Source organism: Pseudomonas sp. Y3 TE3536, assembly GCF_053629175.1.
Genome location: NZ_JBRJHU010000001.1, coordinates 2,285,295 through 2,305,293, shown reverse-complemented (window position 1 = coordinate 2,305,293; position 19,999 = coordinate 2,285,295). Strand labels below are relative to the sequence as shown.

Here is a 19,999-nt window from a genome sequence, read left to right as displayed (position 1 = left end):
GGACAGCATGAGAGCCGATCTGGAAATCATCCACGACTGGATTCCCGCCGGCAGCCGGGTACTCGACCTGGGCTGCGGCAGTGGCGAACTGCTGGCCTCGCTGCGTGACCGCAAGCAGGTCACCGGTTACGGCCTGGAGATCGACGCCGACAATATCGCCGCGTGCGTGGCCAAGGGCGTCAACGTCATCGAACAGGACCTGGACAAGGGCCTGGGCAACTTTGCCAGCAACAGTTTCGATGTGGTGATCATGACCCAGGCCCTGCAGGCCGTGGAGTACCCCGACCGCATCCTCGACGAGATGCTGCGCGTGGGCCGTCAGTGCATCATCACCTTCCCCAACTTCGGCCACTGGCGCTGCCGCTGGTACCTGGCGACCAAAGGCCGCATGCCGGTTTCGGACTTCATGCCGTATACCTGGTACAACACGCCGAACATCCACTTCTGCACCTTCGCTGACTTTGAAGAGCTGTGCCACGAGCGCCACGCCAAGGTCCTCGACCGCCTGGCCGTCGACCACTTGCACCGTAATGGGTGGGGCGGCCGGCTATGGCCTAATCTTCTAGGTGAGATCGGCATCTATCGCGTCAGCAGCCCTGGCCTGCAGGAGCACCAGCTCGCGGTCTGACGCCCACCGGAGGAATCGCACCATGCGTCGCCTAGCCCTGTTCCTGATCAGCCTGTGCCTGGCCCTGCCTGTACTGGCTGCCGATGCCGCCCGTCCCGAGCGCAAGGAAGTGTTTGGCGACGTGACGGTACACTACAGCGCGTTCACCTCAAGCATGCTGACGCCGGAGGTGGCCGCGGCCACTGGCCTGGTGCGCAGCAAGAACCAGGGCGTGCTCAACATTGCCGTGATCAAGGCCAACAAGCCGGCCATGGCGGTCGTCAGCGGCACGGTGAAAGACCTGACCGGGCGCAGCAGCCCGTTGTCCTTCAAGCAGATCACCGAACCGGGCGCGATTTACTACATCGCCCAGTTCAAGATCGAACAGCCAGAAACCGTGACCTTCGACATCAATGTCGAAACCGGCGGCATCAGTAACTCTCTCAGCTTCAACCAGGAAGTGTTCCCAGGCGAATGATGAATTTCCAGCAACTCGTATTGGCCAGCCACAATGCCGGCAAACTCAAGGAACTCCAGGCCATGCTTGGCGCGTCCGTACAGCTGCGCTCGATCGGTGAATTCAGCCAGGTCGAGCCAGAGGAAACCGGCCTGTCGTTCGTCGAGAACGCCATTCTCAAGGCACGCAATGCCGCGCGCATCTCTGGCCTGCCAGCACTGGCCGATGACTCGGGCCTGGCCGTGGACTACCTCGGCGGCGCGCCGGGTATCTATTCTGCTCGCTATGCCGATGGCAAGGGTGACGCGGCAAACAACGCCAAGCTGCTGGACGCCTTGAAAGACGTGCCCGAGGCCGAGCGCGGCGCTCAGTTCGTCTGCGTGCTGGCGCTGGTACGTCACGCCGACGACCCGCTGCCGATCCTGTGCGAAGGCCTGTGGCACGGGCGCATCATGTTTGAGGCCAGCGGTGAGCACGGCTTTGGCTACGACCCGCTGTTCTGGGTGCCAGAGCGCAATTGCTCGAGTGCGGACCTCGCCCCTGTCGACAAGAACCAGCTCAGCCACCGCGCCCGCGCCATGGTCCTGCTGCGTCAACGCCTGGGCCTGGCATGATCGAAACGTTGTCCATCCAACCGCACCCGGCGGGTGCGGCTGGTTTCGCCGTGCTGCCGCCTTTGGCGTTGTACATCCACATCCCGTGGTGCGTACGCAAATGCCCTTATTGCGACTTCAATTCCCACGCGGCGGGCCCAGAGCTGCCTGAAGAGGCTTATGTCGACGCCCTGCTGACCGACCTCGATCAAGAACTGGCAGCCGTACAAGGCCGCCCGATCAGCTCGATCTTCTTCGGTGGCGGTACGCCGAGCTTGTTCAGTGCCAACGCCCTTGGGCGGCTGCTGCGTGGCGTTGAACAACGCATCCCGTTCGCGCCGGACATCGAAATCACCCTGGAGGCCAACCCCGGTACGTTTGAGCAAGAGAAGTTCAAGGCGTACCGGCAGACGGGCATCAATCGCTTGTCCATCGGCGTGCAGAGCTTCCAGCCCGCCAAGCTGGAGGCGCTCGGGCGCATCCACAACGGCGACGAAGCGATCCGTGCTGCCGACATGGCGCGCGCCGCCGGGTTCGACAACTTCAACATGGACTTGATGCACGGCCTGCCCGACCAGTCGCTGGACGACGCGCTGGGTGACGTGCGCCAGGCGATCGCCCTAGGGCCGACCCACTTGTCGTGGTACCAGCTGACCGTAGAGCCGAACACGGTGTTCTGGAACCAGCCGCCCGAGCTGCCCGAAGACGACATCCTGTGGGATATCCAGGAGGCCGGCCAAAGCCTGATGGCCGAGCACGGCTACCGCCAGTACGAAGTGTCGGCCTATGCCCAGCCAGGCCGTGCTGCCAAGCACAACCTCAATTACTGGCGCTTCGGTGATTTCATCGGGATCGGCGCGGGCGCCCACGGCAAGCTGACCTTCGCCGACGGGCGCATCCTGCGCACCTGGAAAACCCGCCTGCCCAAGGACTACCTGAACCTGGCCAAACCGTTCAAGGCTGGCGAAAAGCGGCTGCCGGCGGACGAGCTGCCCTTCGAGTTCCTGATGAACGCCTTGCGCCTGACCGATGGCGTCGAAGCCGAACTGTTCACCCAGCGCACCGGCCTGCCGCTGGCGCAACTGGCCGAGGCCCGTCGCGCGGCCGAACAAAAGGGCCTTTTGCAGGTCGAACCGGATCGATTGGTGGCCACGCCGCGCGGCCAGTTGTTCCTCAATGACCTGCTGCAGTATTTCTTGACCTAAGGATGACCCATGGACCTGGTACTTGATCTGCTTGCAACGGCTTCCCGCTGGAGCCGCAGCAACCTGTCGGAGATTTCGCTGGCCTTGGTAGGCTGCCTGCTGGTGCTGTTCGGCACCGATATCAAAGCCACGGTGGAACAACGCCTGGGCAGCCTGGCCGGCGCCCTGCGCGTGCCGTTCATGGCCCTGCTGGTGATGATCGGCAGCGGCGCAGCGCTGATCTATGCCACGCCGTGGGTGGTGAAGGGGCTGGGCCAGTTCAATAATTATGCGTTGGCACCGGTGCTGCTGGTGGTGCTGGTGTTGATCGGCGTGGTGGCTGATCGGCGGGGGTAAGGCACGACTACAGCATTTCACTTTCCCTGTGGGAGCGGGTTTACCCGCGAACACGGGCGAAGCCCGTGCCATATACCGCGTCGCATTCTTCGCGGGTAAACCCGCTCCCACAGAATCCCTTGCGGACTTGAGTACAAACAAGATCCGGATGAGTACGGGGTCTTTCAGTGAAAGCCCGAAGCGAAGGATCCTCAGTCTGATCGCTTCAATAAAAAAACCGCCCTTCTCAGGCGGTTTTTTTTTGTCTGTCATTTCAGCAGGCTGAGCTCGAAAGGCTCAAGCGCCCAATCAATCCACCTTCTCGAACTTCAAATCCCAAACCCCATGCCCCAAGCGCTCACCACGGCGCTCGAACTTGGTGATCGGCCGCTCTTGCGGACGTGGCACATACGCGCCATCCGCCGCCTGGTTACGGTAACCGGGCGCAGCGCTCATCACTTCCAGCATGTACTCGGCATACGGTTCCCAGTCGGTCGCCATGTGGAACACGCCACCCGGCTTGAGCTTGCGGCGTACCAGCTCTGCGAATTCCAGCTGCACGATGCGGCGCTTGTGATGGCGCGCTTTGTGCCAAGGGTCTGGGAAGAACAGCATCAAACGGTCGAGGCTGTTATCGGCCACGCAGCGATTGAGCACTTCGATGGCATCGCAGTCATACACCCGCAGGTTCTTCAGCCCTTGGGTCAGCACGCCATTGAGCAGCGCGCCAACGCCCGGACGGTGCACTTCGACACCGATGAAATCCTGCTCAGGCGCGGCAGCGGCCATCTCCAGCAGGGAGTGGCCCATGCCGAAACCGATCTCCAGGGTGCGCGGCGCCGAACGGCCGAACACCTGGTCGTAGTCCACCGGGCTGTCGGCCAGGGGCAGGATGAACAGGGGGCCACCCTGGTCCAGGCCGCGTTGCTGACCTTCGGTCATGCGCCCGGCGCGCATCACGAAGCTCTTGATACGGCGGTGTGGGCGCTCTTCGCCTTCGGCGGTGATCGGCGTTTCTTGCGATTCAGTCATCAGGAGCTCTTACTTGATCAGACCATCCAGCGGCGAAGAGGCGCTGGCATAGAGTTTCTTCGGCATGCGGCCGGCCAGGTAGGCCAGGCGACCGGCCACGATGGCGTGCTTCATGGCTTCAGCCATCAACACCGGGTGCTGGGCATGGGCGATGGCCGAGTTCATCAGCACTGCCTCGCAGCCCATCTCCATGGCGATGGTGGCGTCGGAGGCAGTACCCACGCCGGCATCGACCAGCACCGGCACCTTGGATTCTTCGAGGATGATCTGCAGGTTGTAGGGGTTGCAGATGCCCAGGCCGGTACCGATCAGGCCAGCCAGCGGCATGACCGCAATACAGCCCGCTTCGGCCAGCTGACGGGCGATGATCGGGTCGTCGCTGGTGTAGACCATCACGTCGAAACCGTCCTTGACCAACACTTCGGCGGCCTTGAGGGTTTCGATCACGTTGGGGAACAAGGTTTTCTGGTCGGCCAGCACTTCCAGCTTGACTAGGTTGTGGCCATCCAGCAGTTCACGGGCCAGGCGGCAAGTGCGCACGGCTTCGACAGCGTCGTAGCAGCCCGCAGTGTTCGGCAAGATGGTGTAACGGTCGGGCGGCAGCACGTCGAGCAGGTTCGGCTCGCCCGGGTTCTGACCGATGTTGGTACGGCGCACAGCGACGGTGACGATCTCGGCACCCGAGGCCTCGATGGCCAGGCGGGTTTCTTCCATGTCACGGTATTTGCCGGTGCCGACCAGCAGGCGCGACTGGAAAGTGCGCCCGGCCAGGGTAAAGGGCTTGTCGCTACGAACGTTGCTCATCGTTGTTCCTCGGGAAAAGGTTACTGGGCTTGCGTGTGAACCGCCGAGCCGCTATCAGCCGCCGCCGATGGCGTGGACCACTTCAACCTGGTCGCCTTCGTTCAGCGCAGTGCTGTCGTGCTGGCTACGCGGCACGATATCCAGGTTGAGTTCCACTGCTACCCGGCGCCCGGTGAGGTCCAGGCGCGTCAGCAGGGCCGCGACGCTTTCGCCAGCGGGCAGTTCGTAAGGTTCACCGTTCAGTTGAATGCGCATGCGCACGGCCACCATTGTGCTTTGGGGCACGCATTCTAGCGCCGAACACCCCGTTTACCCAAGGCCGGTGCACGCCATTAGTCGCGATTGTGGACCACTCGGTCAGCCCAGCCGCCAGGCTGCCAGGCCCAGGCACAGCCACCCTGCGAGGAAGCACAGGCCGCCAAAGGGCGTGATGATGCCGAGCTTGCTCACGCCTGTCAGGGTCAGCAGGTACAGGCTACCGGAGAACAGCAGGATACCCAGCGCGAACAGACCGCCGGCCCAGCCCACCAGGCGCCCCGGCAAATGCGCTGCCAGCACGGCGACACCGAAAATCGCCAAGGCATGCACCAGCTGGTAGGTCACGCCGGTGTGGAAGATGGCCAGGTAGTCTGGCGTCAGGCGGTTTTTCAGCCCATGCGCGGCGAAAGCGCCCAGGGCCACACCGGTAAAGCCGAAAAAGGCGGCAAGCATGAGGAAGCTGCGAAGCATGGGACGACTCCTTGTATCGGGTCTGTATAATGGCCCGTTCCACCCGCCCGGCCAAGCCATCGACATGCTGCCATCCCTTATCCGCCGCCTCACTCGCGCCCTGCTCTGGTTCGCTGCCGGCAGTATCGTATTGGTGCTGGTGTTTCGCTGGGTGCCGCCCCCCGGCACGGCGTTGATGGCCGAGCGCAAGGTCGAGTCCTGGCTGAATGGCGAGCCCATTGACCTGCAGCGCGACTGGGAACCGTGGGAGAACATCTCCGATGAGCTCAAGGTCGCGGTCATTGCCGGTGAAGACCAGAAGTTCGCCACCCATTGGGGTTTTGACATCCCGGCCATTCAGGCAGCGCTGGCCTACAACGAACGCGGCGGCAACATTCGCGGGGCCAGCACGCTGACCCAGCAGGTGGCCAAGAACCTGTTCCTGTGGTCGGGCCGCAGTTGGTTCCGCAAGGGCCTGGAAGCCTGGTTCACGGCGCTGATCGAGCTGTTCTGGTCGAAGGAGCGCATCCTCGAGGTCTACCTGAACAGCGCTGAATGGGGCAATGGCGTGTTTGGCGCCCAGGCGGCGGCGCGCTACCACTTCGGGGTCGACGCCAGCCGGCTCAATCGGCAACAGGCCGCGCAACTGGCTGCGGTATTGCCCAGCCCGATCAAGTGGAGCGCCAGCCGGCCCAGCGCCTATGTGGCCAGTCGGGCCGGGTGGATTCGGCGGCAGATGAGCCAGTTGGGTGGGCCTAGCTACCTGATGCAGCTGGATGCTTCGCGCAGGCTTTGAATCATCGACGGGCTTTACGGGCCCTTTCGCAGCACAAGGCTGCGCCTACAGGTCCGGCGCTATACCTGTAGGAGCAGCCTTGTGCTGCGAAAGGGCCCGTAAAGCCAACACAAACAAAAAAGCCGCCAACCCTCTTCAGGCCAGCGGCTTTTTGATACAGCCAAGCGTGAATCACACCGTGATCAACGCCTTGACCTTGTTCATCGCATTCTTTTCCAGCTGACGAATACGCTCAGCCGACACGCTGTACTTGTCCGCCAACTCATGCAACGTCGCCTTCTCTTCCGCCAACCAGCGTTGGTAGAGAATGTCACGGCTGCGCTCGTCCAGGCCTTGCAGTGCCTCATGCAGGTTGCTGGTGGAGTTGTCGCTCCAGTCGGCATCCTCAAGCTGTACGGCCGGGTCGTAGCGGTGGTCTTCCAGGTAATGCGCAGGCGACTGGAACGCGCTGTCATCATCGGCTTCCGCCGCTGGGTCAAAGGCCATGTCCTGACCACTCAGGCGGCTTTCCATCTCGCGCACTTCACGCGGTTCGACGCCCAGGCTCTCTGCCACACGATGAACTTCATCGTTGTTCAGCCAGGCCAGACGCTTCTTCTGGCTGCGCAGATTGAAGAACAGTTTGCGCTGGGCCTTGGTGGTCGCCACCTTGACGATGCGCCAGTTGCGCAGGATGAATTCGTGGATTTCGGCCTTGATCCAGTGCACGGCAAAGGACACCAGGCGCACGCCCATCTCTGGGTTGAAGCGTTTGACGGCCTTCATCAGGCCGACGTTGCCTTCCTGGATCAGGTCAGCCTGAGCCAGGCCGTAGCCTGCATAGCTACGGGCGATATGTACGACGAAACGCAGGTGGGCCATCACCATTTGCCGAGCGGCCTCGAGATCCTGCTCGTAATAGAGACGCTCGGCCAGATCACGCTCCTGCTCGACCGTCAGCAGCGGGATGCTGTTGACCGTGTGCACATAGGCTTCCAGGTTTGCACCGGGCACCAGGGCATAGGCAGGTTGCAACGATGTGGTCATTCAAGAACCTCCGACTTACTAGACTCGCGCCTTGTGGGCACTGCCAACATTGACCGGAAACCGGTAAACAAGTTCCCAAAACGGTAATAAAGTCAATGCTGGCACGGGAAAAACTATCGTGGCGCCAGCTCGTTCAAATGGCGAGCGACCGCGATCCATGCACCGATATACCCCAACAGTACTGCTCCGATCAAGAGCGACAGACCATCGGACGCCGGCACCCCACCCAGGGCGAAGTCACTGCCATACAGCCCGGAGAGCCCGACGACCGCCTGGTTCAGCCAGTTCAGGCCGAATGCCAGGATGCCCCAGGCCAACAGCCCCGCGCCCAGGCCATACAAGGCGCCCATGTACAGGAACGGCCGGCGTACATAGCTATCGGTGCCACCGACCAGCTTGATCACTTCGATCTCGGTACGGCGGTTTTCAATATGTAGACGAATTGTGTTACCGATTACTAACAGCAGCGCAGAAATCAGCATGACAGCCAGGCCGAAGACAAAGCGATCGCCCAGCTTCAGGATTGCCGCCAGGCGCTCGACCCAGACCAGGTCCAGCTGTGCCACTTCGACCTTTGGCAGCTCCGACAGCCGCTGACGCAAGGCTTCAAGTGCTGGCTTGTCGACCTCGGTCGGGGTCACCACCACCACGCCAGGCAGCGGGTTCTCGGGGAGCTCGCGCAACGCCTCACCCAGGCCGGACTGCTGCTGGAACTCTTCCAGCGCTTGATCGCGGCTGACATACAGCGCGTCGGCCACCCCAGGCATGTGCTTGATCTCATCGCGCAGCGCTTCACCTTCCTTGCTGCCAGCGTCGAGCTTGAGGTACAGCGAAATCTGCGCGGCGCGCTGCCAGGAGCCGCCGAGCTTTTCGACGTTCTTCAGCAGCAACGACAGGCCCATGGGCATGCTCAACGCCACTGCCATTACCAGGCAGGTGAAGAAGCTGCCGATCGGCTGCTTGCCGAGGCGACGCAAGCTGTCGGCCATGCTCGCGCGATGGCTTTCCAGCCAGGCGTGCAGCAGTGTGCGGAAATCTGGGCCGTCATCGTCGTCGCGCTTTTTCTTCGCCGGTTGCGGGTCGGCGGGTTTCGGCGCAACCCGTTCGGAAACCTTCGGCGTACGTGTAGTGCTCATTGCCCGGCCTCCCCATCGCCGATCAGACGGCCGCGCTGCAGGGTCAGCATGCGATGCCGCATGCGCGCGATCAGTGCCAGGTCATGGCTGGCGATCAATACCGTGGTGCCCAGGCGGTTGATGTCTTCGAACACGCCCATGATCTCTGCGGCCAGGCGCGGGTCAAGGTTGCCGGTGGGTTCGTCGGCCAGCAACAGGGCCGGCTGATGGACGATGGCACGTGCGATACCGACCCGTTGTTGCTGCCCCGTGGACAAATCGGCCGGGAACAGTTCGCCTTTGTCGGCCAGCGAGACACGCTCCAAGGCCGAGTCGACGCGTTTGGTGATCTCGGCCTTGGACAGGCCGAGGATCTGCAGCGGTAAGGCGATGTTGTTGAACACCGTGCGGTCGAACAGCAACTGGTGGTTCTGGAACACCACACCGATCTGCCGGCGCAGGAACGGGATCTGCGCATTGCTGATCTGGCCCAGGTCCTGCCCTGCCAGCAGCAGCTTGCCGCTGGTCGGGCGCTCCATGGCCAGCAGCAGGCGCAGCAAGGTGCTCTTACCGGCACCCGAGTGCCCGGTGACGAACAGGAATTCGCCCCGGCGCGCCCGGAAACTCAGCTCATGCAAGCCTACATGGCCATTGGGATAGCGCTTGGCAACCTGTTCGAATCGGATCATGGATGCTCTCGCTCGGCGAACAGCGCTTTGACGAACGGCTCGGCTTCGAAGGTGCGCAGGTCGTCGATACCTTCACCCACACCGATGAAACGGATCGGAATGCTGAACTGCTTGGCCAGGGCGAAGATAACGCCGCCTTTGGCGGTGCCGTCCAGCTTGGTCAGGGCCAGGCCGGTCAGCTCGACGCTCTGGTTGAAGTACTTGGCCTGGCTGATGGCGTTTTGGCCGGTGCCGGCGTCGAGCACCAGCAGCACCTCGTGCGGCGCCTCGGCGTCGAGCTTGCCGATCACTCGGCGCACCTTCTTCAGCTCTTCCATCAGGTTGTCTTTGGTGTGCAGACGGCCGGCGGTATCAGCGATCAGCACGTCGACGCCACGGGCCTTGGCGGCCTGCACGGCGTCGAAGATCACCGAGGCCGAGTCGGCACCGGTGTGCTGGGCGATTACCGGGATCTGGTTACGCTCACCCCAAACCTGCAACTGCTCGACCGCCGCGGCGCGGAAGGTGTCGCCCGCAGCCAGCATGACCTTCTTGCCTTCCAGCTGCAGCTTCTTGGCCAGCTTGCCAATGGTAGTGGTCTTGCCGGCGCCGTTCACGCCGACCACCAGGATCACGTAGGGCTTGTTTTGCGCCTGGATCTTCAACGGCTGCTCGACCGGGCGCAGCAGCGCGGCCAGTTCTTCCTGCAGCGACTTGTACAGCGCATCGGCATCGGCCAACTGCTTGCGGGCGACCTTCTGGGTCAGGTTCTGGACGATGGCCGAAGTCGCTTCCACGCCAACGTCGGCGGTCAGCAGGCGGGTCTCGATCTCGTCGAGCAGGTCGTCATCGATGACTTTTTTGCCCAGGAACAGGCTGGCCATGCCTTCGCCGATACTGGCGCTGGTCTTGGACAGGCCCTGCTTGAGGCGGGCGAAGAAGCCGGGTTTGGACTGTTCAGTGGCGACCGGCGCGGCAACGGGCTCGGGTTCGACCGGGGTCGGGGCTGGAGCTTCTGCAGCTGGAGCTGGAGCTGGAGCAGGCGCCACGACCGGGGCGGGCTCGGCAACCACCGGCGCTGGCTGGGGTGCGGCTGCCACCGGCGCGGCGGCCTCGACCGCTGGTCGCTCAGGAATTGCAGGCGGGGCCGTGGGCTCAAGGTCCGGCACCAGGGCCACAGGCTCTTCGGCAACTGGCAATACCAGATTGCTGACAGGCGGCTCGACGGCACGAATTACCGGGGCTTCGGGGGCGGTTACCACCGGCGCTTGGGGTTCGACCTGCGGCGCGCTGGCTTGCGCGTTCGCGGGCATGCTCGCCGCCACAGGGGGCTGGGCAGGCTGAGAAGGCTCAGGGTCAGCCGGGGCCGGCACTGGTTGAGGCGGCTCGGGCGCAACAGGGGCTTGTGCGGCCACCGGCTCGGCCGGCGCCACAGCAGGCTGCTCGACGGCAGGCTGCGCTGCTACCGGCTCTTCAGCCTGTGGCTCGGGCGTTTGCGGCTGTTCGGCGACAGGTTGCTGCGGCTTCTTGCGAAACCAGCTGAACAGGCCTTTCTTTTCGCCAGACTCGGCCGGCGCTTTTTTGTCGTCGTTGGAACCAAACATGGAGGACGGCTATCTCAGGGTAGCGATGCGCCAGCAATGACGCATCGGGAATTCTCTATACGCAGAACAGACTATCTTGAAGCCGGCTGGTTCATGCGCAACGTTTTGTCTTAGTGTCCTGTGGGCCAGAACGGCGACAGGCATGGTCGCCAGGCAACCGGATCAGTATCCTAGCACCTCCTGGCCCGCCGACGCTAAACCCTGCGGGCCGCCGAACAGGTTAAACACCGTATGAATGCTCTAGCCCGCCGCGCCGCTGGCCTGTTGCTCGGCACGCTCTGCCTGCCGCTCGCGGCCTTCGCCGCCGATGTGCAACCGACCCACGAATTCATCCTCGACAACGGCCTCAAGGTGGTCGTGCGCGAAGACCACCGCGCGCCGGTGGTGGTCTCGCAGATCTGGTACAAGGTGGGCTCCAGCTACGAGACCCCGGGCCAGACCGGCCTGTCCCACGCCCTTGAACACATGATGTTCAAGGGTAGCGCCAAAGTCGGCCCCGGCGAGGCCTCGCGCATCCTGCGCGACCTGGGTGCGGAAGAGAACGCCTTCACCAGCGACGACTACACGGCCTATTACCAGGTGCTGGCCCGCGACCGCCTGCCGGTGGCCCTTGAGCTGGAGGCCGATCGCCTGGCCAGCCTGCGCCTGCCCGCCGACGAGTTCAGCCGCGAAATAGAAGTGATCAAAGAGGAGCGCCGCCTGCGCACCGACGATCAGCCCAATGCCAAGGCGTTCGAGCTGTTCCGCGCGATGGCCTACCCGGCCAGTGGCTATCACACCCCGACCATTGGCTGGATGGCCGACCTCGACCGCATGAAGGTCGAAGAGCTGCGCCATTGGTACGAATCCTGGTATGCGCCCAACAATGCCACCCTGGTGGTGGTCGGCGATGTCACCGTCGATGAGGTCAAGGGCCTGGCGCAAAAGTACTTCGCCGGCATTCCCAAGCGTGCGGTGCCGCCCGCCAAGCTGCCGCTTGAGCTGGCCGAGCCCGGCCAACGCCAGTTGACCTTGCACGTGCGCACCCAGTTGCCGAGCCTGATCTACGGCTTCAACGTACCTGGCCTGCCGACCGCCAAGGACCCGCGCACGGTGCATGCCCTGCGCCTGATCTCGGCCCTGCTCGATGGCGGCTACAGCGCACGGATGCCAGCCCGCCTGGAGCGCGGCCAGGAACTGGTGGCCGGTGCGTCGTCCAGCTACAACGCCTTCACCCGTGGCGACAGCCTGTTCCTGATCTCGGCCACGCCGAACGTGCAAAAGCAAAAAACCATGGAAGACGTGGAAAAGGGCATCTGGCAGTTGCTGGAAGAACTCAAGACCACCCCACCCAGCGCCGAAGAACTCGAACGCGTGCGCGCCCAGGTGATCGCCGGCCTGGTCTACGACCGCGACTCCATCAGCAGCCAGGCCACCACCATCGGCCAGCTGGAGACCGTGGGCCTGTCCTGGAAGCTGATCGACAGCGAGCTGGACGAGCTCAAGCGCGTGACCCCGCAAGACATCCAGAACGCTGCGCGCACCTATTTCACCCGCGAACGCCTGAGCGTTGCCCATGTATTGCCCGAGGAGTCCGCTCATGAGTGATCGCAGCGCACCACGCCACACCCTGCTGGCCACGGGCATCCGCGCCCTGGCGCTGGCGGCGGTATTGACGGCCCCGGCCCTGGCCGACAACGCGGCCAAGGCTGACAGCACCGCGGCCCGCCCAGCCAATACCCTCCAGTCGCTGGCCGAGCTGGACGGCAAGGCCCCCAGCCGACGTCAGCTGAACATCCAGCACTGGAACACCGCCGAAGGCGCCCGAGTACTGTTCGTCGAAGCCCGCGAACTGCCGATGTTCGACCTGCGCGTCACCTTCGCCGCCGGTAGCAGCCAGGACGGCGGCACGCCAGGCCTGGCCGCCTTGACCAACGCCATGCTCAACGAGGGCGTGGCCGGCAAGGACGTGACCGCTATTGCCGAAGGCTTCGAGGGCCTGGGCGCAGACTTCGGCAACGGCTCGTACCGCGACATGGCCGTGGCATCGCTGCGCAGCCTGAGCACCAAGGACAAGCGCGAACCGGCGCTCAAGCTGTTCGCTGAAGTGGCAGGCAAGCCGACCTTCCCCGAGGACGCCCTCAAGCGCATCAAGAACCAGATGCTGGCCGGCTTCGAATACGACAAGCAGAACCCCGGCAAGCTCGCGGGCAAGGCCCTGTTCGGCAAGCTGTACGGCGACCACCCGTACGCCCACCCGAGCGACGGCAGCGCCGAGAGCATCAACGGCATCACCCTGGCACAGCTGCGCGCCTTCCACGCCAAGGCTTACTCGGCCGGCAACGCGGTCATCGCCCTGGTCGGCGACCTCAGCCGCGCCGAAGCCGAAGCCATTGCCGCCCAGGTATCCGCCGGCCTGCCGAAAGGCCCGGCGCTGGCTGCACCGGCCCAACCGACCGACCCCAAGGCGGGCCTGACCCACATCGACTTCCCGTCCAAGCAGACCCACCTGATGCTGGCCGAGCTGGGTATCGACCGCCAGGACCCGGACTGGCCGGCCCTGTCGCTGGGCAACCAGATCCTCGGCGGTGGCGCGTTCGGCACCCGCCTGATGAGCGAAGTGCGTGAAAAACGCGGGCTCACTTACGGCGTCTACTCGGTGTTCAGCCCGATGCAGGTACGTGGCCCGTTCATGATCAACCTGCAAACCCGCGCCGAACTCAGCGAAGGCACCCTCAAGCTGGTCCAGGACATCCTGGCCGATTACCTCAAGAGCGGCCCGACCCAGCAAGAGCTGGACGATGCCAAGCGCGAGCTGGCCGGCAGCTTCCCGCTGTCCAATGCCAGCAACGCCAGTATCGTTGGCCAACTGGGGGCCATTGGCTTCTACAACCTGCCGCTGACCTGGCTGGAGGACTTCATGCAGCAGTCCCAGGCGCTCACCGTCGAGCAGGTCAAGGCCGCCATGAACAAACACCTGTCAGCCGATAAACTGGTGATCGTCACCGCGGGCCCCAAGGTGCCGCAAAAACCGCTGCCAGCCCCCACTGACAAGCCTTCCGAGCAACCGCTCGGCGTACCGGAGCACTAATGCCAAGATCCACCCCTCCCGCCCGCCCTCAACCGGGCCACAGCAAGGGCCAGGGCCACCTGCGCATCATCGCCGGCGAGTGGCGCAGCCGCCGCCTGGCGGTGCCTGAAGGCGACGGCCTGCGGCCAACGCCTGATCGCGTACGCGAAACCGTGTTCAACTGGCTCGCGCCCTACATCGAAGGCGCCCGCGTGCTGGACGCGTTCACCGGCAGCGGCGCGCTGGTGCTGGAAGCCTTGTCGCGCGGTGCCGAAGACGCCGTGGCACTGGACAGCAACCCCGCCGCCATCAGCAACCTCAAGGACAACCTCGAGCTGCTGCGCTGCCCTCGCGGGCAAATTCTGCAAACCGACGCGCTGCGCTACCTGCAGAACCCGGCCAAGCAGCAGTTCGACGTGGTGTTCCTCGACCCACCGTTCCACCAGGACCTGCTGGCCAACACCTGCAACCTGCTGGAACAGAACCAGTGGCTGCGGGAACAGGCGTGGATCTACACCGAGAGCGAGACCGCACCCTCGGCCTTGCAACTGCCGGGCAACTGGCGCCTGCACCGGGAGAAAAAGACCGGTCAGGTGCATTACGCGCTCTGGCAGCGGGGCTGATCACCTGACATCAGGCCGGCGTACATTGTCCGCGTAAAGCGTTGGCGTATTTAGCTACCGCACAGCAACCGGTCCCCTGGCTGAAGCTGCTCCTTCGTTTCTTGCTGGAGCACTTCAACCATGACCGAACCGCCAAAGCCGACACCGTCGGTACAGTCCTTTGCCCTCGCCAATGGCCTGCGCGTCTACCTGCGCGAAGACCGTCGCGCCCCGCTGGTCAGCGTGCAGCTGTGGTACCACGTAGGCTCCATCGACGAGCCTGACGGCCACAGCGGCCTGTCCCATGCCCTGGAGCATCTGCTGTTCGAGGGCAGCAGCAAGCTGGCCAGCGGGCAATATTCGACGCTGATGACCCGCCTCGGCGGTGACCCGAATGCGTTCACGCTAGAAGACGCCACATATTTTCCACTGACCTTGCCCGTCAGCCGGCTGGAGATTGCACTGGAAGCCATGGCCGACACCATGGCCACTGCCACGCTCAGCGATGCACCCTTTGCCCGCGAACTGGCGGTGGTCATGGCCGAGCGGCGCGTCGATATCGACAACAACCCCTTGGCCCTCGCCATGGAGCAGCACCAGTTGCTAGCCCACGGCAACAGCCGCTACGCAACGCCGGTGATCGGCCACCCCGCCGATCTCCACGCCATGACGCCCGCAGCGGCGCGCACCTGGTACCAGACCTGGTATCACCCAAACAACGCGACCTTGTCAGTCGTCGGCGATATCGGGCTGCAGCCACTGCAGGCACTGGTGGCGCGGCACTTTGCCGTGATCCCCGCCCATCGCCTGCCACCCCGTCAAACGCCCGTCGAGGATGCCGAGCTGACGCGCCGCGCTCAAACAGTGCACCTGCAAGGCCTGAGGCCTGGCGTGATCCTCAGTTTCAACCTGCCCAGCCAACGCACCGCCACGTCCAACGCGCAAGCCCATGCGTTGCGGCTGCTGCCCGATCTCCTCAGCGAAGGCCACGCCGCCACCCTCCGCCGCCTGCTGGTGATAGACGAACAGGTGCTGCAAGGCCTGAAGGCAACTTACGAGCCGTATCGGCGCGGCGACAGCCTGCTGACGCTCTACGCCTTCTGTAGCGCGCACGTCACGCCCGAGGCTGCGGCCGACAGGCTGTTGGCTGAAATCGAACGCTTTCGTCAGCAGCCGCCCAGCATCGAGGCGCTTCAGCGGGCCAAGGCACGCCTCCTCGCCAGGCAACTGTTTGCCCGGGACGCCATCGCTGAGCAAGCACATGCCATCGGCAGGCAGGCGGCCTGCGGGCTGGACCCCATCGCGCTGGATGATGAACGAGCCACCCTCGAAGCCGTGACGGCCGAACAGGTGCACCAGGCCGCCGTCGCCTACCTGACAGCGCCTCGCACAGCGATCACCTACATGCATAACAAGGAGCGCGCCCATGAATGACAGGATATCGCCCCCTCCGGCGGCACATGGCATCTACGGCGGCCTACTCTCCGCCCAAGGGCTGGACCTGCAACAGCGCGAGGCCATCCGCACCGAGGTACACACCTGGAGAACCGACGCCGGAACAGGCGTCACGTTCGTCGAAGCCCGCGGCTTGCCTATCGTCGATGTGGTGCTGCGCTTTAACGCCGGTACTGCTTCGGTTGACCCACCCAGCCTGGCGGCCTTGACGCTGTACATGCTCGACGAGGGCAGCCTGCGCTTCAATGCCGCCGAACATGCGCAGCGTATCGAGCGGCTCGGTGCGGTGGTTGAAAAGCAGATACGCCACGATCACGCCACCCTGAGCCTGCGCACTGTCAGTACCCGGGCACTGCTTGACCCTGCCATCGAGCTGTTCACCAGCCTCGTCGCACAACCGGCCTTTCCCGCCCCAGCCCTGGAGAAGGTCAAACGCCAGCTGGTGCTGCATGACGCTGCCCGCGCCAGGCAACCAGTGCTCAGAGCACGCAGCGAAGCCTATCGCCACCTCTTCAGCGGCCACCCCTACGGCCAGCCACAGGAAAGCACCACGCAAGTGCTCGATACAGTCACGCCCGCTGACCTGAGAGCATTTCACCGACGCGCCTACTCCGCCACCAACCTGGAAATGGTCGTGGTCGGGGATCTGCCCCGCATCGAGGCGCAGGCCATGGCACAGCGTATCAGCCAGGCACTGCCCCAAGGCTGGGCTGCGGTTGAGCTGCCAGCTGCACCGCTGACATCGGGCGCCACAATCAACATTGAGCAAGCCGGGGCAGGCAACGCGGTTCTTCTTGCGCTGCCCGTCGACGTACCGGCCAACGACCCTGAGTACCTTGCCCTGAAGTTGGCCTGCGAGGTGCTGAGTGTGGGGTCCGACTCCCGCTTGATGAAAGCGCTGCGCAAACACCAAGGCTTGACCTACGACATCTACAGCCAGCTGGTGCCCAAGCGCGTTGGAGGGCTCTTCGCGATCGAGTGGGAGATTGCCCCACCCTACGTGAAAAGCTCGCAAGCCCTGGTAGAGGCTTTGCTACGCGACTTGGTGATGCATGGGCCGACCGAGGCCGAGTTGCAACTGGCCTGCCAACAGCTGGCAGGCCAGTTGTTGCGTACGGTTGCGCAGAACAAGCGCCTGGCTGAGCTGCTGACCGAAACCACCCAGCAACGCCAACCTGCCGATCACCTGAACACGTATAACGAGCGCTTGGCCACGCTGACCCCGGAGGCGGTCCGCGAAGTCATGCAACGCAGGTTAGACCTGACGCGCAGGCTGCTGGTCAGTGTCGGCCCGGTTGTCGATCAGCAACCGCTACCGGCCTCCGACCAATAGCGCAGGTACAGCGGCAGCGTTTCATGGCACTCTAGGCAGGCACATCACGAGTTGCCCAGCATGCCCAGTTTCACTGCCACGTTCCGCCCGGCCGTCGGCCTGTCCAACCCCCATCTGCAAACCCTGTGGGGGCCGTTCTGGCGCAAGCTGCCCGAACTGCAACGCGACCGCGAGCGGCTGTGGCTGGCCGATGGCGATTTCATCGACCTCGACTGGCACGGCCCGCACCAACCGGATGCACCGTTGGTGCTGGTGCTGCATGGCCTCACCGGTTCCTCCCACTCGCCCTATGTCAAAGGCTTGCAGCAAGCCCTGCAGGGCCGCGGCTGGGCCAGTGTGGCGGTGAACTGGCGCGGTTGCTCGGGCGAACCGAACCTGCTGCCGCGCAGCTACCACTCCGGCGCCAGCGAAGACCTGGCAGAAATCGTCGCCCACCTGCGCGCCCAGCGCCCATTGGCACCGCTTTACGCGGTGGGTTATTCGTTGGGTGGCAATGTGTTGCTCAAGTACCTGGGCGAAAGCGGACCGGCCAGCCAGCTGGAAGCGGCGGTCGCGGTGTCGGTGCCGTTTCGTCTGGACCAGTGTGCCGACCGCATCGGCCAAGGCTTTTCCAAGGTCTACCAGGCGCACTTCATGCGCGAGATGCTGGCCTATGTGCAACTGAAGCAGCGGCATTTTCATGAGAAGGGCCAGCATGAGCGGCTGGCGGCGCTGCAACGGCTTGGGCCGCTGACCAACCTGCGTACCTTCTGGGACTTCGACGGCAAGGTCACCGCGCCGCTGAACGGGTTCAACGATGCACACGACTACTACCGGCGCTCATCGAGCCGCTTCTTCCTGGGTGAGAATCGCACCCCAACCCTGATCATCCACGCCAGCGACGACCCGTTCGTCTCCAGCCACAGCTTGCCCCTGGCCAACGAACTGGCGCCGCAGACGCACTTTGAACTGCACAACCGCGGCGGCCATGTGGGCTTTGTCGATGGCAGCCTGCGCAACCCGGGGTATTACCTGGAGCGGCGGATTCCGCAGTGGCTGGTAGAAGGCGCTTAGCGGCGGCCCGGGTCAATCCCCGGTAGCCACCCCGTGCGCCGGGTTGTTGATCCATTCGCTCCACGACCCCGCATACAGCCGCCCCAGCGGATAGCCCGCCAGTGCCAAGGCAAACAGGTTGTGGCAAGCGGTCACGCCCGACCCGCAGTAGGCCACCAGGTGCTCCGGCGAGCGCCCGGCCAGTTTTTCTGCGAACCGTTGCTTGAGCGCTTCGGCCGGCAGGAAACGCCCGTCGGCCCCCAGGTTGTCGGTGAACGCCGCGCACTGCGCGCCAGGGATGTGCCCGGCGACCGGGTCAATCGGCTCGACTTCACCCCGGAAGCGCGGCAGCGCGCGGGCGTCGATCAGCGTCAGCTCGGCATCGCCCAGGTGTTTGGCCAAGTGCGCGGCATCGATCAGCAGCTTGCTGTCCGGTTCGCCCTTGAAGGTCCCTTCGCGCTTGAGCGGTGGGTCCAGGCTCAGTGGCAGGTGCGCCGCATGCCATGCCTTGAGCCCGCCATCGAGAATCGACACGCCGCTGCGCTTGCCCAACCAGGCCAGCAACCACCAGGCACGAGCAGCAAACGCACCCGGGCCGTCGTCGTACAGCACCACCTCGCTGTCATTGTCCACGCCCCACTCACGCAGACGCTCGACCAGCCGCGCCGCATCGGGCAACGGGTGGCGCCCCGTACGCCCCTTGCTTATCGGGCCGCTGAGGTCGCGCTCCAGGTCAGCGAAGTGGGCCCCGGCAATATGCCCCTCGGCATAGCTGCGTTGGCCATAATCCACATCCTCGAGGGCAAAGCGGCAGTCGAGGATCACCAAATCGGGCGAGCCCAGACGCTCGGCCAACTTTTCCGGGGTGATCAATTGCGCAAGGGGCATGACAATCTCCTGATCGATAGCACTCGGGCCCTGGTTTACAGTTCCAAGGCCTGGTTGAAGGGTACGTGGAATTCCTGGCACAGCGCGTCCACGGCGCTGCGGGCATCTGCGGTGACAAAGCCGAGCTCCAGTACCAATACCTGATAGACGCCCCGCTTGAAGGCTTCTTCACCCAGGTGCGCGGAATGCTCGCGCGTGGTGCTGAGAAAGCGCACCCACGAGGTCAGGACGATCCAGGCGTTGATGGTCAGCGACTCGATCTGCGCCGGCGCCATGGCCAGGATCCCGGCGTCGACGAAGCCACGGTAAATCGCTTGGCCCTGACGCAGGCAGCGCTCGGAAAACCGCCGGTAACGGGCGGCCAGCTCGGGGTCGCTGTCCAGCAAGTGCTCCAGGTCGCGGTGCAGGAAGCGGTAGCTCCACATCGCCGCGAGCAGGGCCTTGAGGTAGAAACGTTTGTCTTCCACGGTGGCGCAACGCCCTTGAGGCGGGCGCAAAAAGCTGTCCACCAGCTCTTCGTACTGGCTGAACAACAGGGCGATGATCGCCTGCTTGTTGGGGAAGTGGTAATACAGGTTGCCGGGCGAAATTTCCATGTGCGCGGCAATGTGGTTGGTACTGACGCTACGTTCGCCCTGCTGGTTGAACAGCTCTAGGCTGTTCTGCACGATGCGCTCTCGGGTCTTCATGCGCGGGGCCATGCTCAGCTC

At 64.0% G+C, this 19,999-nt stretch carries 22 protein-coding genes; 12 read left to right on the top strand and 10 right to left on the bottom strand.

Going from position 1 to position 19,999, the window contains the following annotated elements; translation table 11 throughout:
• Positions 1–7 precede the first annotated feature (7 nt).
• The 5 genes from metW to AB7M33_RS10455 are packed head-to-tail and all read left to right on the top strand — an operon-like array spanning position 8 to position 3,198.
• The gene (metW, locus tag AB7M33_RS10475) at positions 8–628 is read left to right on the top strand and encodes a methionine biosynthesis protein MetW (protein WP_008092977.1); all 621 of its coding nucleotides are present in this window, start codon (positions 8–10) and stop codon (positions 626–628) included.
• A 22-nt stretch (positions 629–650) separates the two neighbouring features.
• Entirely contained in the window at positions 651–1,085 is a 435-nt protein-coding gene (locus AB7M33_RS10470; protein WP_274882729.1) for a DUF4426 domain-containing protein, read from the top strand.
• On the top strand, positions 1,082–1,678 hold the full coding sequence (gene rdgB, locus AB7M33_RS10465; RefSeq protein ID WP_099430691.1) for an RdgB/HAM1 family non-canonical purine NTP pyrophosphatase: 597 nt from the start codon (positions 1,082–1,084) through the stop codon (positions 1,676–1,678). Before AB7M33_RS10470 ends, rdgB begins: the two co-directional genes overlap by 4 nt.
• The gene (gene hemW / locus AB7M33_RS10460) at positions 1,675–2,862 is read left to right on the top strand and encodes a radical SAM family heme chaperone HemW (RefSeq protein ID WP_099430692.1); all 1,188 of its coding nucleotides are present in this window, start codon (positions 1,675–1,677) and stop codon (positions 2,860–2,862) included. Before rdgB ends, hemW begins: the two co-directional genes overlap by 4 nt.
• 9 nt (positions 2,863–2,871) lie before the next feature.
• On the top strand, positions 2,872–3,198 hold the full coding sequence (locus tag AB7M33_RS10455; protein WP_027592335.1) for a DUF3392 family protein: 327 nt from the start codon (positions 2,872–2,874) through the stop codon (positions 3,196–3,198).
• A gap of 288 nt (positions 3,199–3,486) precedes the next feature.
• Here AB7M33_RS10455 and trmB read toward each other — a convergent pair whose 3' ends face one another.
• The 4 genes from trmB to AB7M33_RS10435 all read right to left on the bottom strand — a co-directional run bounded on the left by trmB (position 3,487) and on the right by AB7M33_RS10435 (position 5,742).
• Positions 3,487–4,209 (bottom strand): tRNA (guanosine(46)-N7)-methyltransferase TrmB, encoded by a 723-nt coding sequence (gene trmB, locus AB7M33_RS10450; RefSeq protein WP_027592334.1) that lies wholly within the window; start codon positions 4,207–4,209, stop codon positions 3,487–3,489.
• A gap of 9 nt (positions 4,210–4,218) precedes the next feature.
• A complete protein-coding gene (locus AB7M33_RS10445) occupies positions 4,219–5,013 on the bottom strand; it encodes a thiazole synthase (protein ID WP_454242814.1) in 795 nt (264 codons plus the stop codon).
• Positions 5,014–5,067: 54 nt separating this feature from the next.
• A complete protein-coding gene (thiS, locus tag AB7M33_RS10440; protein ID WP_033693942.1) occupies positions 5,068–5,268 on the bottom strand; it encodes a sulfur carrier protein ThiS in 201 nt (66 codons plus the stop codon).
• A 102-nt stretch (positions 5,269–5,370) separates the two neighbouring features.
• A complete protein-coding gene (locus AB7M33_RS10435; protein ID WP_027592331.1) occupies positions 5,371–5,742 on the bottom strand; it encodes a DUF423 domain-containing protein in 372 nt (123 codons plus the stop codon).
• 64 nt (positions 5,743–5,806) lie between these two features.
• On the opposite strand from AB7M33_RS10435, the gene mtgA reads away from it, so the two are divergent.
• Complete coding sequence (gene mtgA, locus AB7M33_RS10430) at positions 5,807–6,517, top strand: monofunctional biosynthetic peptidoglycan transglycosylase (protein ID WP_027592330.1); 711 nt, start codon at positions 5,807–5,809, stop codon at positions 6,515–6,517.
• Between the two features lie 171 nt (positions 6,518–6,688).
• On the opposite strand, the gene rpoH is transcribed toward mtgA, so the two are convergent.
• From rpoH to ftsY, 4 genes are all read right to left on the bottom strand, one after another.
• Entirely contained in the window at positions 6,689–7,543 is an 855-nt protein-coding gene (rpoH, locus tag AB7M33_RS10425) for an RNA polymerase sigma factor RpoH (protein WP_023378197.1), read from the bottom strand.
• A 113-nt stretch (positions 7,544–7,656) separates the two neighbouring features.
• On the bottom strand, positions 7,657–8,679 hold the full coding sequence (gene ftsX / locus AB7M33_RS10420) for a permease-like cell division protein FtsX (protein ID WP_085272240.1): 1,023 nt from the start codon (positions 8,677–8,679) through the stop codon (positions 7,657–7,659).
• Positions 8,676–9,347, bottom strand: a complete 672-nt coding sequence (gene ftsE / locus AB7M33_RS10415; protein ID WP_027592328.1) for a cell division ATP-binding protein FtsE — start codon at positions 9,345–9,347, stop codon at positions 8,676–8,678. The genes ftsX and ftsE overlap by 4 nt, the downstream gene beginning before the upstream one ends.
• Positions 9,344–10,639: a signal recognition particle-docking protein FtsY gene (gene ftsY / locus AB7M33_RS10410; RefSeq protein WP_454244213.1), complete on the bottom strand. Its 1,296-nt coding sequence runs from the start codon at positions 10,637–10,639 to the stop codon at positions 9,344–9,346. The genes ftsE and ftsY overlap by 4 nt, the downstream gene beginning before the upstream one ends.
• 522 nt (positions 10,640–11,161) lie before the next feature.
• Here ftsY and AB7M33_RS10405 point away from each other — a divergent pair.
• From AB7M33_RS10405 to AB7M33_RS10380, 6 genes are all read left to right on the top strand, one after another.
• Positions 11,162–12,517 carry a M16 family metallopeptidase gene (locus AB7M33_RS10405; protein ID WP_186683357.1) on the top strand — a complete coding sequence of 452 codons (1,356 nt, stop codon included), beginning with the start codon at positions 11,162–11,164 and terminating at the stop codon, positions 12,515–12,517.
• Complete coding sequence (locus AB7M33_RS10400) at positions 12,510–14,000, top strand: M16 family metallopeptidase (RefSeq protein ID WP_265969231.1); 1,491 nt, start codon at positions 12,510–12,512, stop codon at positions 13,998–14,000. Before AB7M33_RS10405 ends, AB7M33_RS10400 begins: the two co-directional genes overlap by 8 nt.
• Positions 14,000–14,602, top strand: a complete 603-nt coding sequence (gene rsmD, locus AB7M33_RS10395; RefSeq protein WP_027592324.1) for a 16S rRNA (guanine(966)-N(2))-methyltransferase RsmD — start codon at positions 14,000–14,002, stop codon at positions 14,600–14,602. The genes AB7M33_RS10400 and rsmD overlap by 1 nt, the downstream gene beginning before the upstream one ends.
• Before the next feature lie 120 nt (positions 14,603–14,722).
• A complete protein-coding gene (locus AB7M33_RS10390) occupies positions 14,723–16,015 on the top strand; it encodes a M16 family metallopeptidase (RefSeq protein WP_454242813.1) in 1,293 nt (430 codons plus the stop codon).
• A complete protein-coding gene (locus AB7M33_RS10385; RefSeq protein ID WP_454242812.1) occupies positions 16,008–17,369 on the top strand; it encodes a M16 family metallopeptidase in 1,362 nt (453 codons plus the stop codon). Before AB7M33_RS10390 ends, AB7M33_RS10385 begins: the two co-directional genes overlap by 8 nt.
• A gap of 60 nt (positions 17,370–17,429) precedes the next feature.
• Positions 17,430–18,422, top strand: coding sequence for a hydrolase (locus AB7M33_RS10380; protein ID WP_454242811.1), 993 nt, complete (start codon positions 17,430–17,432; stop codon positions 18,420–18,422).
• Between the two features lie 12 nt (positions 18,423–18,434).
• On the opposite strand, the gene AB7M33_RS10375 is transcribed toward AB7M33_RS10380, so the two are convergent.
• Both AB7M33_RS10375 and AB7M33_RS10370 read right to left on the bottom strand, forming a co-directional pair.
• Positions 18,435–19,289: a sulfurtransferase gene (locus AB7M33_RS10375; protein ID WP_274882701.1), complete on the bottom strand. Its 855-nt coding sequence runs from the start codon at positions 19,287–19,289 to the stop codon at positions 18,435–18,437.
• Positions 19,290–19,324: 35 nt separating this feature from the next.
• Positions 19,325–19,990 (bottom strand): TetR/AcrR family transcriptional regulator, encoded by a 666-nt coding sequence (locus AB7M33_RS10370; protein WP_454242810.1) that lies wholly within the window; start codon positions 19,988–19,990, stop codon positions 19,325–19,327.
• Between the last annotated feature and the right edge of the window lie 9 nt (positions 19,991–19,999).

What these genes read in the sequence shown, in the direction of transcription:
- metW (WP_008092977.1), top strand. Translation starts at nt 8, where the DNA reads ATGAGAGCCGATCTGGAAATCATCCACGACTGGATTCCCGCCGGCAGC.
- AB7M33_RS10470 (WP_274882729.1), top strand. Translation starts at nt 651, where the DNA reads ATGCGTCGCCTAGCCCTGTTCCTGATCAGCCTGTGCCTGGCCCTGCCT.
- rdgB (WP_099430691.1), top strand. Translation starts at nt 1,082, where the DNA reads ATGATGAATTTCCAGCAACTCGTATTGGCCAGCCACAATGCCGGCAAA.
- hemW (WP_099430692.1), top strand. Translation starts at nt 1,675, where the DNA reads ATGATCGAAACGTTGTCCATCCAACCGCACCCGGCGGGTGCGGCTGGT.
- AB7M33_RS10455 (WP_027592335.1), top strand. Translation starts at nt 2,872, where the DNA reads ATGGACCTGGTACTTGATCTGCTTGCAACGGCTTCCCGCTGGAGCCGC.
- trmB (WP_027592334.1), bottom strand. Translation starts at nt 4,209, where the DNA reads ATGACTGAATCGCAAGAAACGCCGATCACCGCCGAAGGCGAAGAGCGC.
- AB7M33_RS10445 (WP_454242814.1), bottom strand. Translation starts at nt 5,013, where the DNA reads ATGAGCAACGTTCGTAGCGACAAGCCCTTTACCCTGGCCGGGCGCACT.
- thiS (WP_033693942.1), bottom strand. Translation starts at nt 5,268, where the DNA reads ATGCGCATTCAACTGAACGGTGAACCTTACGAACTGCCCGCTGGCGAA.
- AB7M33_RS10435 (WP_027592331.1), bottom strand. Translation starts at nt 5,742, where the DNA reads ATGCTTCGCAGCTTCCTCATGCTTGCCGCCTTTTTCGGCTTTACCGGT.
- mtgA (WP_027592330.1), top strand. Translation starts at nt 5,807, where the DNA reads ATGCTGCCATCCCTTATCCGCCGCCTCACTCGCGCCCTGCTCTGGTTC.
- rpoH (WP_023378197.1), bottom strand. Translation starts at nt 7,543, where the DNA reads ATGACCACATCGTTGCAACCTGCCTATGCCCTGGTGCCCGGTGCAAAC.
- ftsX (WP_085272240.1), bottom strand. Translation starts at nt 8,679, where the DNA reads ATGAGCACTACACGTACGCCGAAGGTTTCCGAACGGGTTGCGCCGAAA.
- ftsE (WP_027592328.1), bottom strand. Translation starts at nt 9,347, where the DNA reads ATGATCCGATTCGAACAGGTTGCCAAGCGCTATCCCAATGGCCATGTA.
- ftsY (WP_454244213.1), bottom strand. Translation starts at nt 10,639, where the DNA reads ATGCCCGCGAACGCGCAAGCCAGCGCGCCGCAGGTCGAACCCCAAGCG.
- AB7M33_RS10405 (WP_186683357.1), top strand. Translation starts at nt 11,162, where the DNA reads ATGAATGCTCTAGCCCGCCGCGCCGCTGGCCTGTTGCTCGGCACGCTC.
- AB7M33_RS10400 (WP_265969231.1), top strand. Translation starts at nt 12,510, where the DNA reads ATGAGTGATCGCAGCGCACCACGCCACACCCTGCTGGCCACGGGCATC.
- rsmD (WP_027592324.1), top strand. Translation starts at nt 14,000, where the DNA reads ATGCCAAGATCCACCCCTCCCGCCCGCCCTCAACCGGGCCACAGCAAG.
- AB7M33_RS10390 (WP_454242813.1), top strand. Translation starts at nt 14,723, where the DNA reads ATGACCGAACCGCCAAAGCCGACACCGTCGGTACAGTCCTTTGCCCTC.
- AB7M33_RS10385 (WP_454242812.1), top strand. Translation starts at nt 16,008, where the DNA reads ATGAATGACAGGATATCGCCCCCTCCGGCGGCACATGGCATCTACGGC.
- AB7M33_RS10380 (WP_454242811.1), top strand. Translation starts at nt 17,430, where the DNA reads ATGCCCAGTTTCACTGCCACGTTCCGCCCGGCCGTCGGCCTGTCCAAC.
- AB7M33_RS10375 (WP_274882701.1), bottom strand. Translation starts at nt 19,289, where the DNA reads ATGCCCCTTGCGCAATTGATCACCCCGGAAAAGTTGGCCGAGCGTCTG.
- AB7M33_RS10370 (WP_454242810.1), bottom strand. Translation starts at nt 19,990, where the DNA reads ATGGCCCCGCGCATGAAGACCCGAGAGCGCATCGTGCAGAACAGCCTA.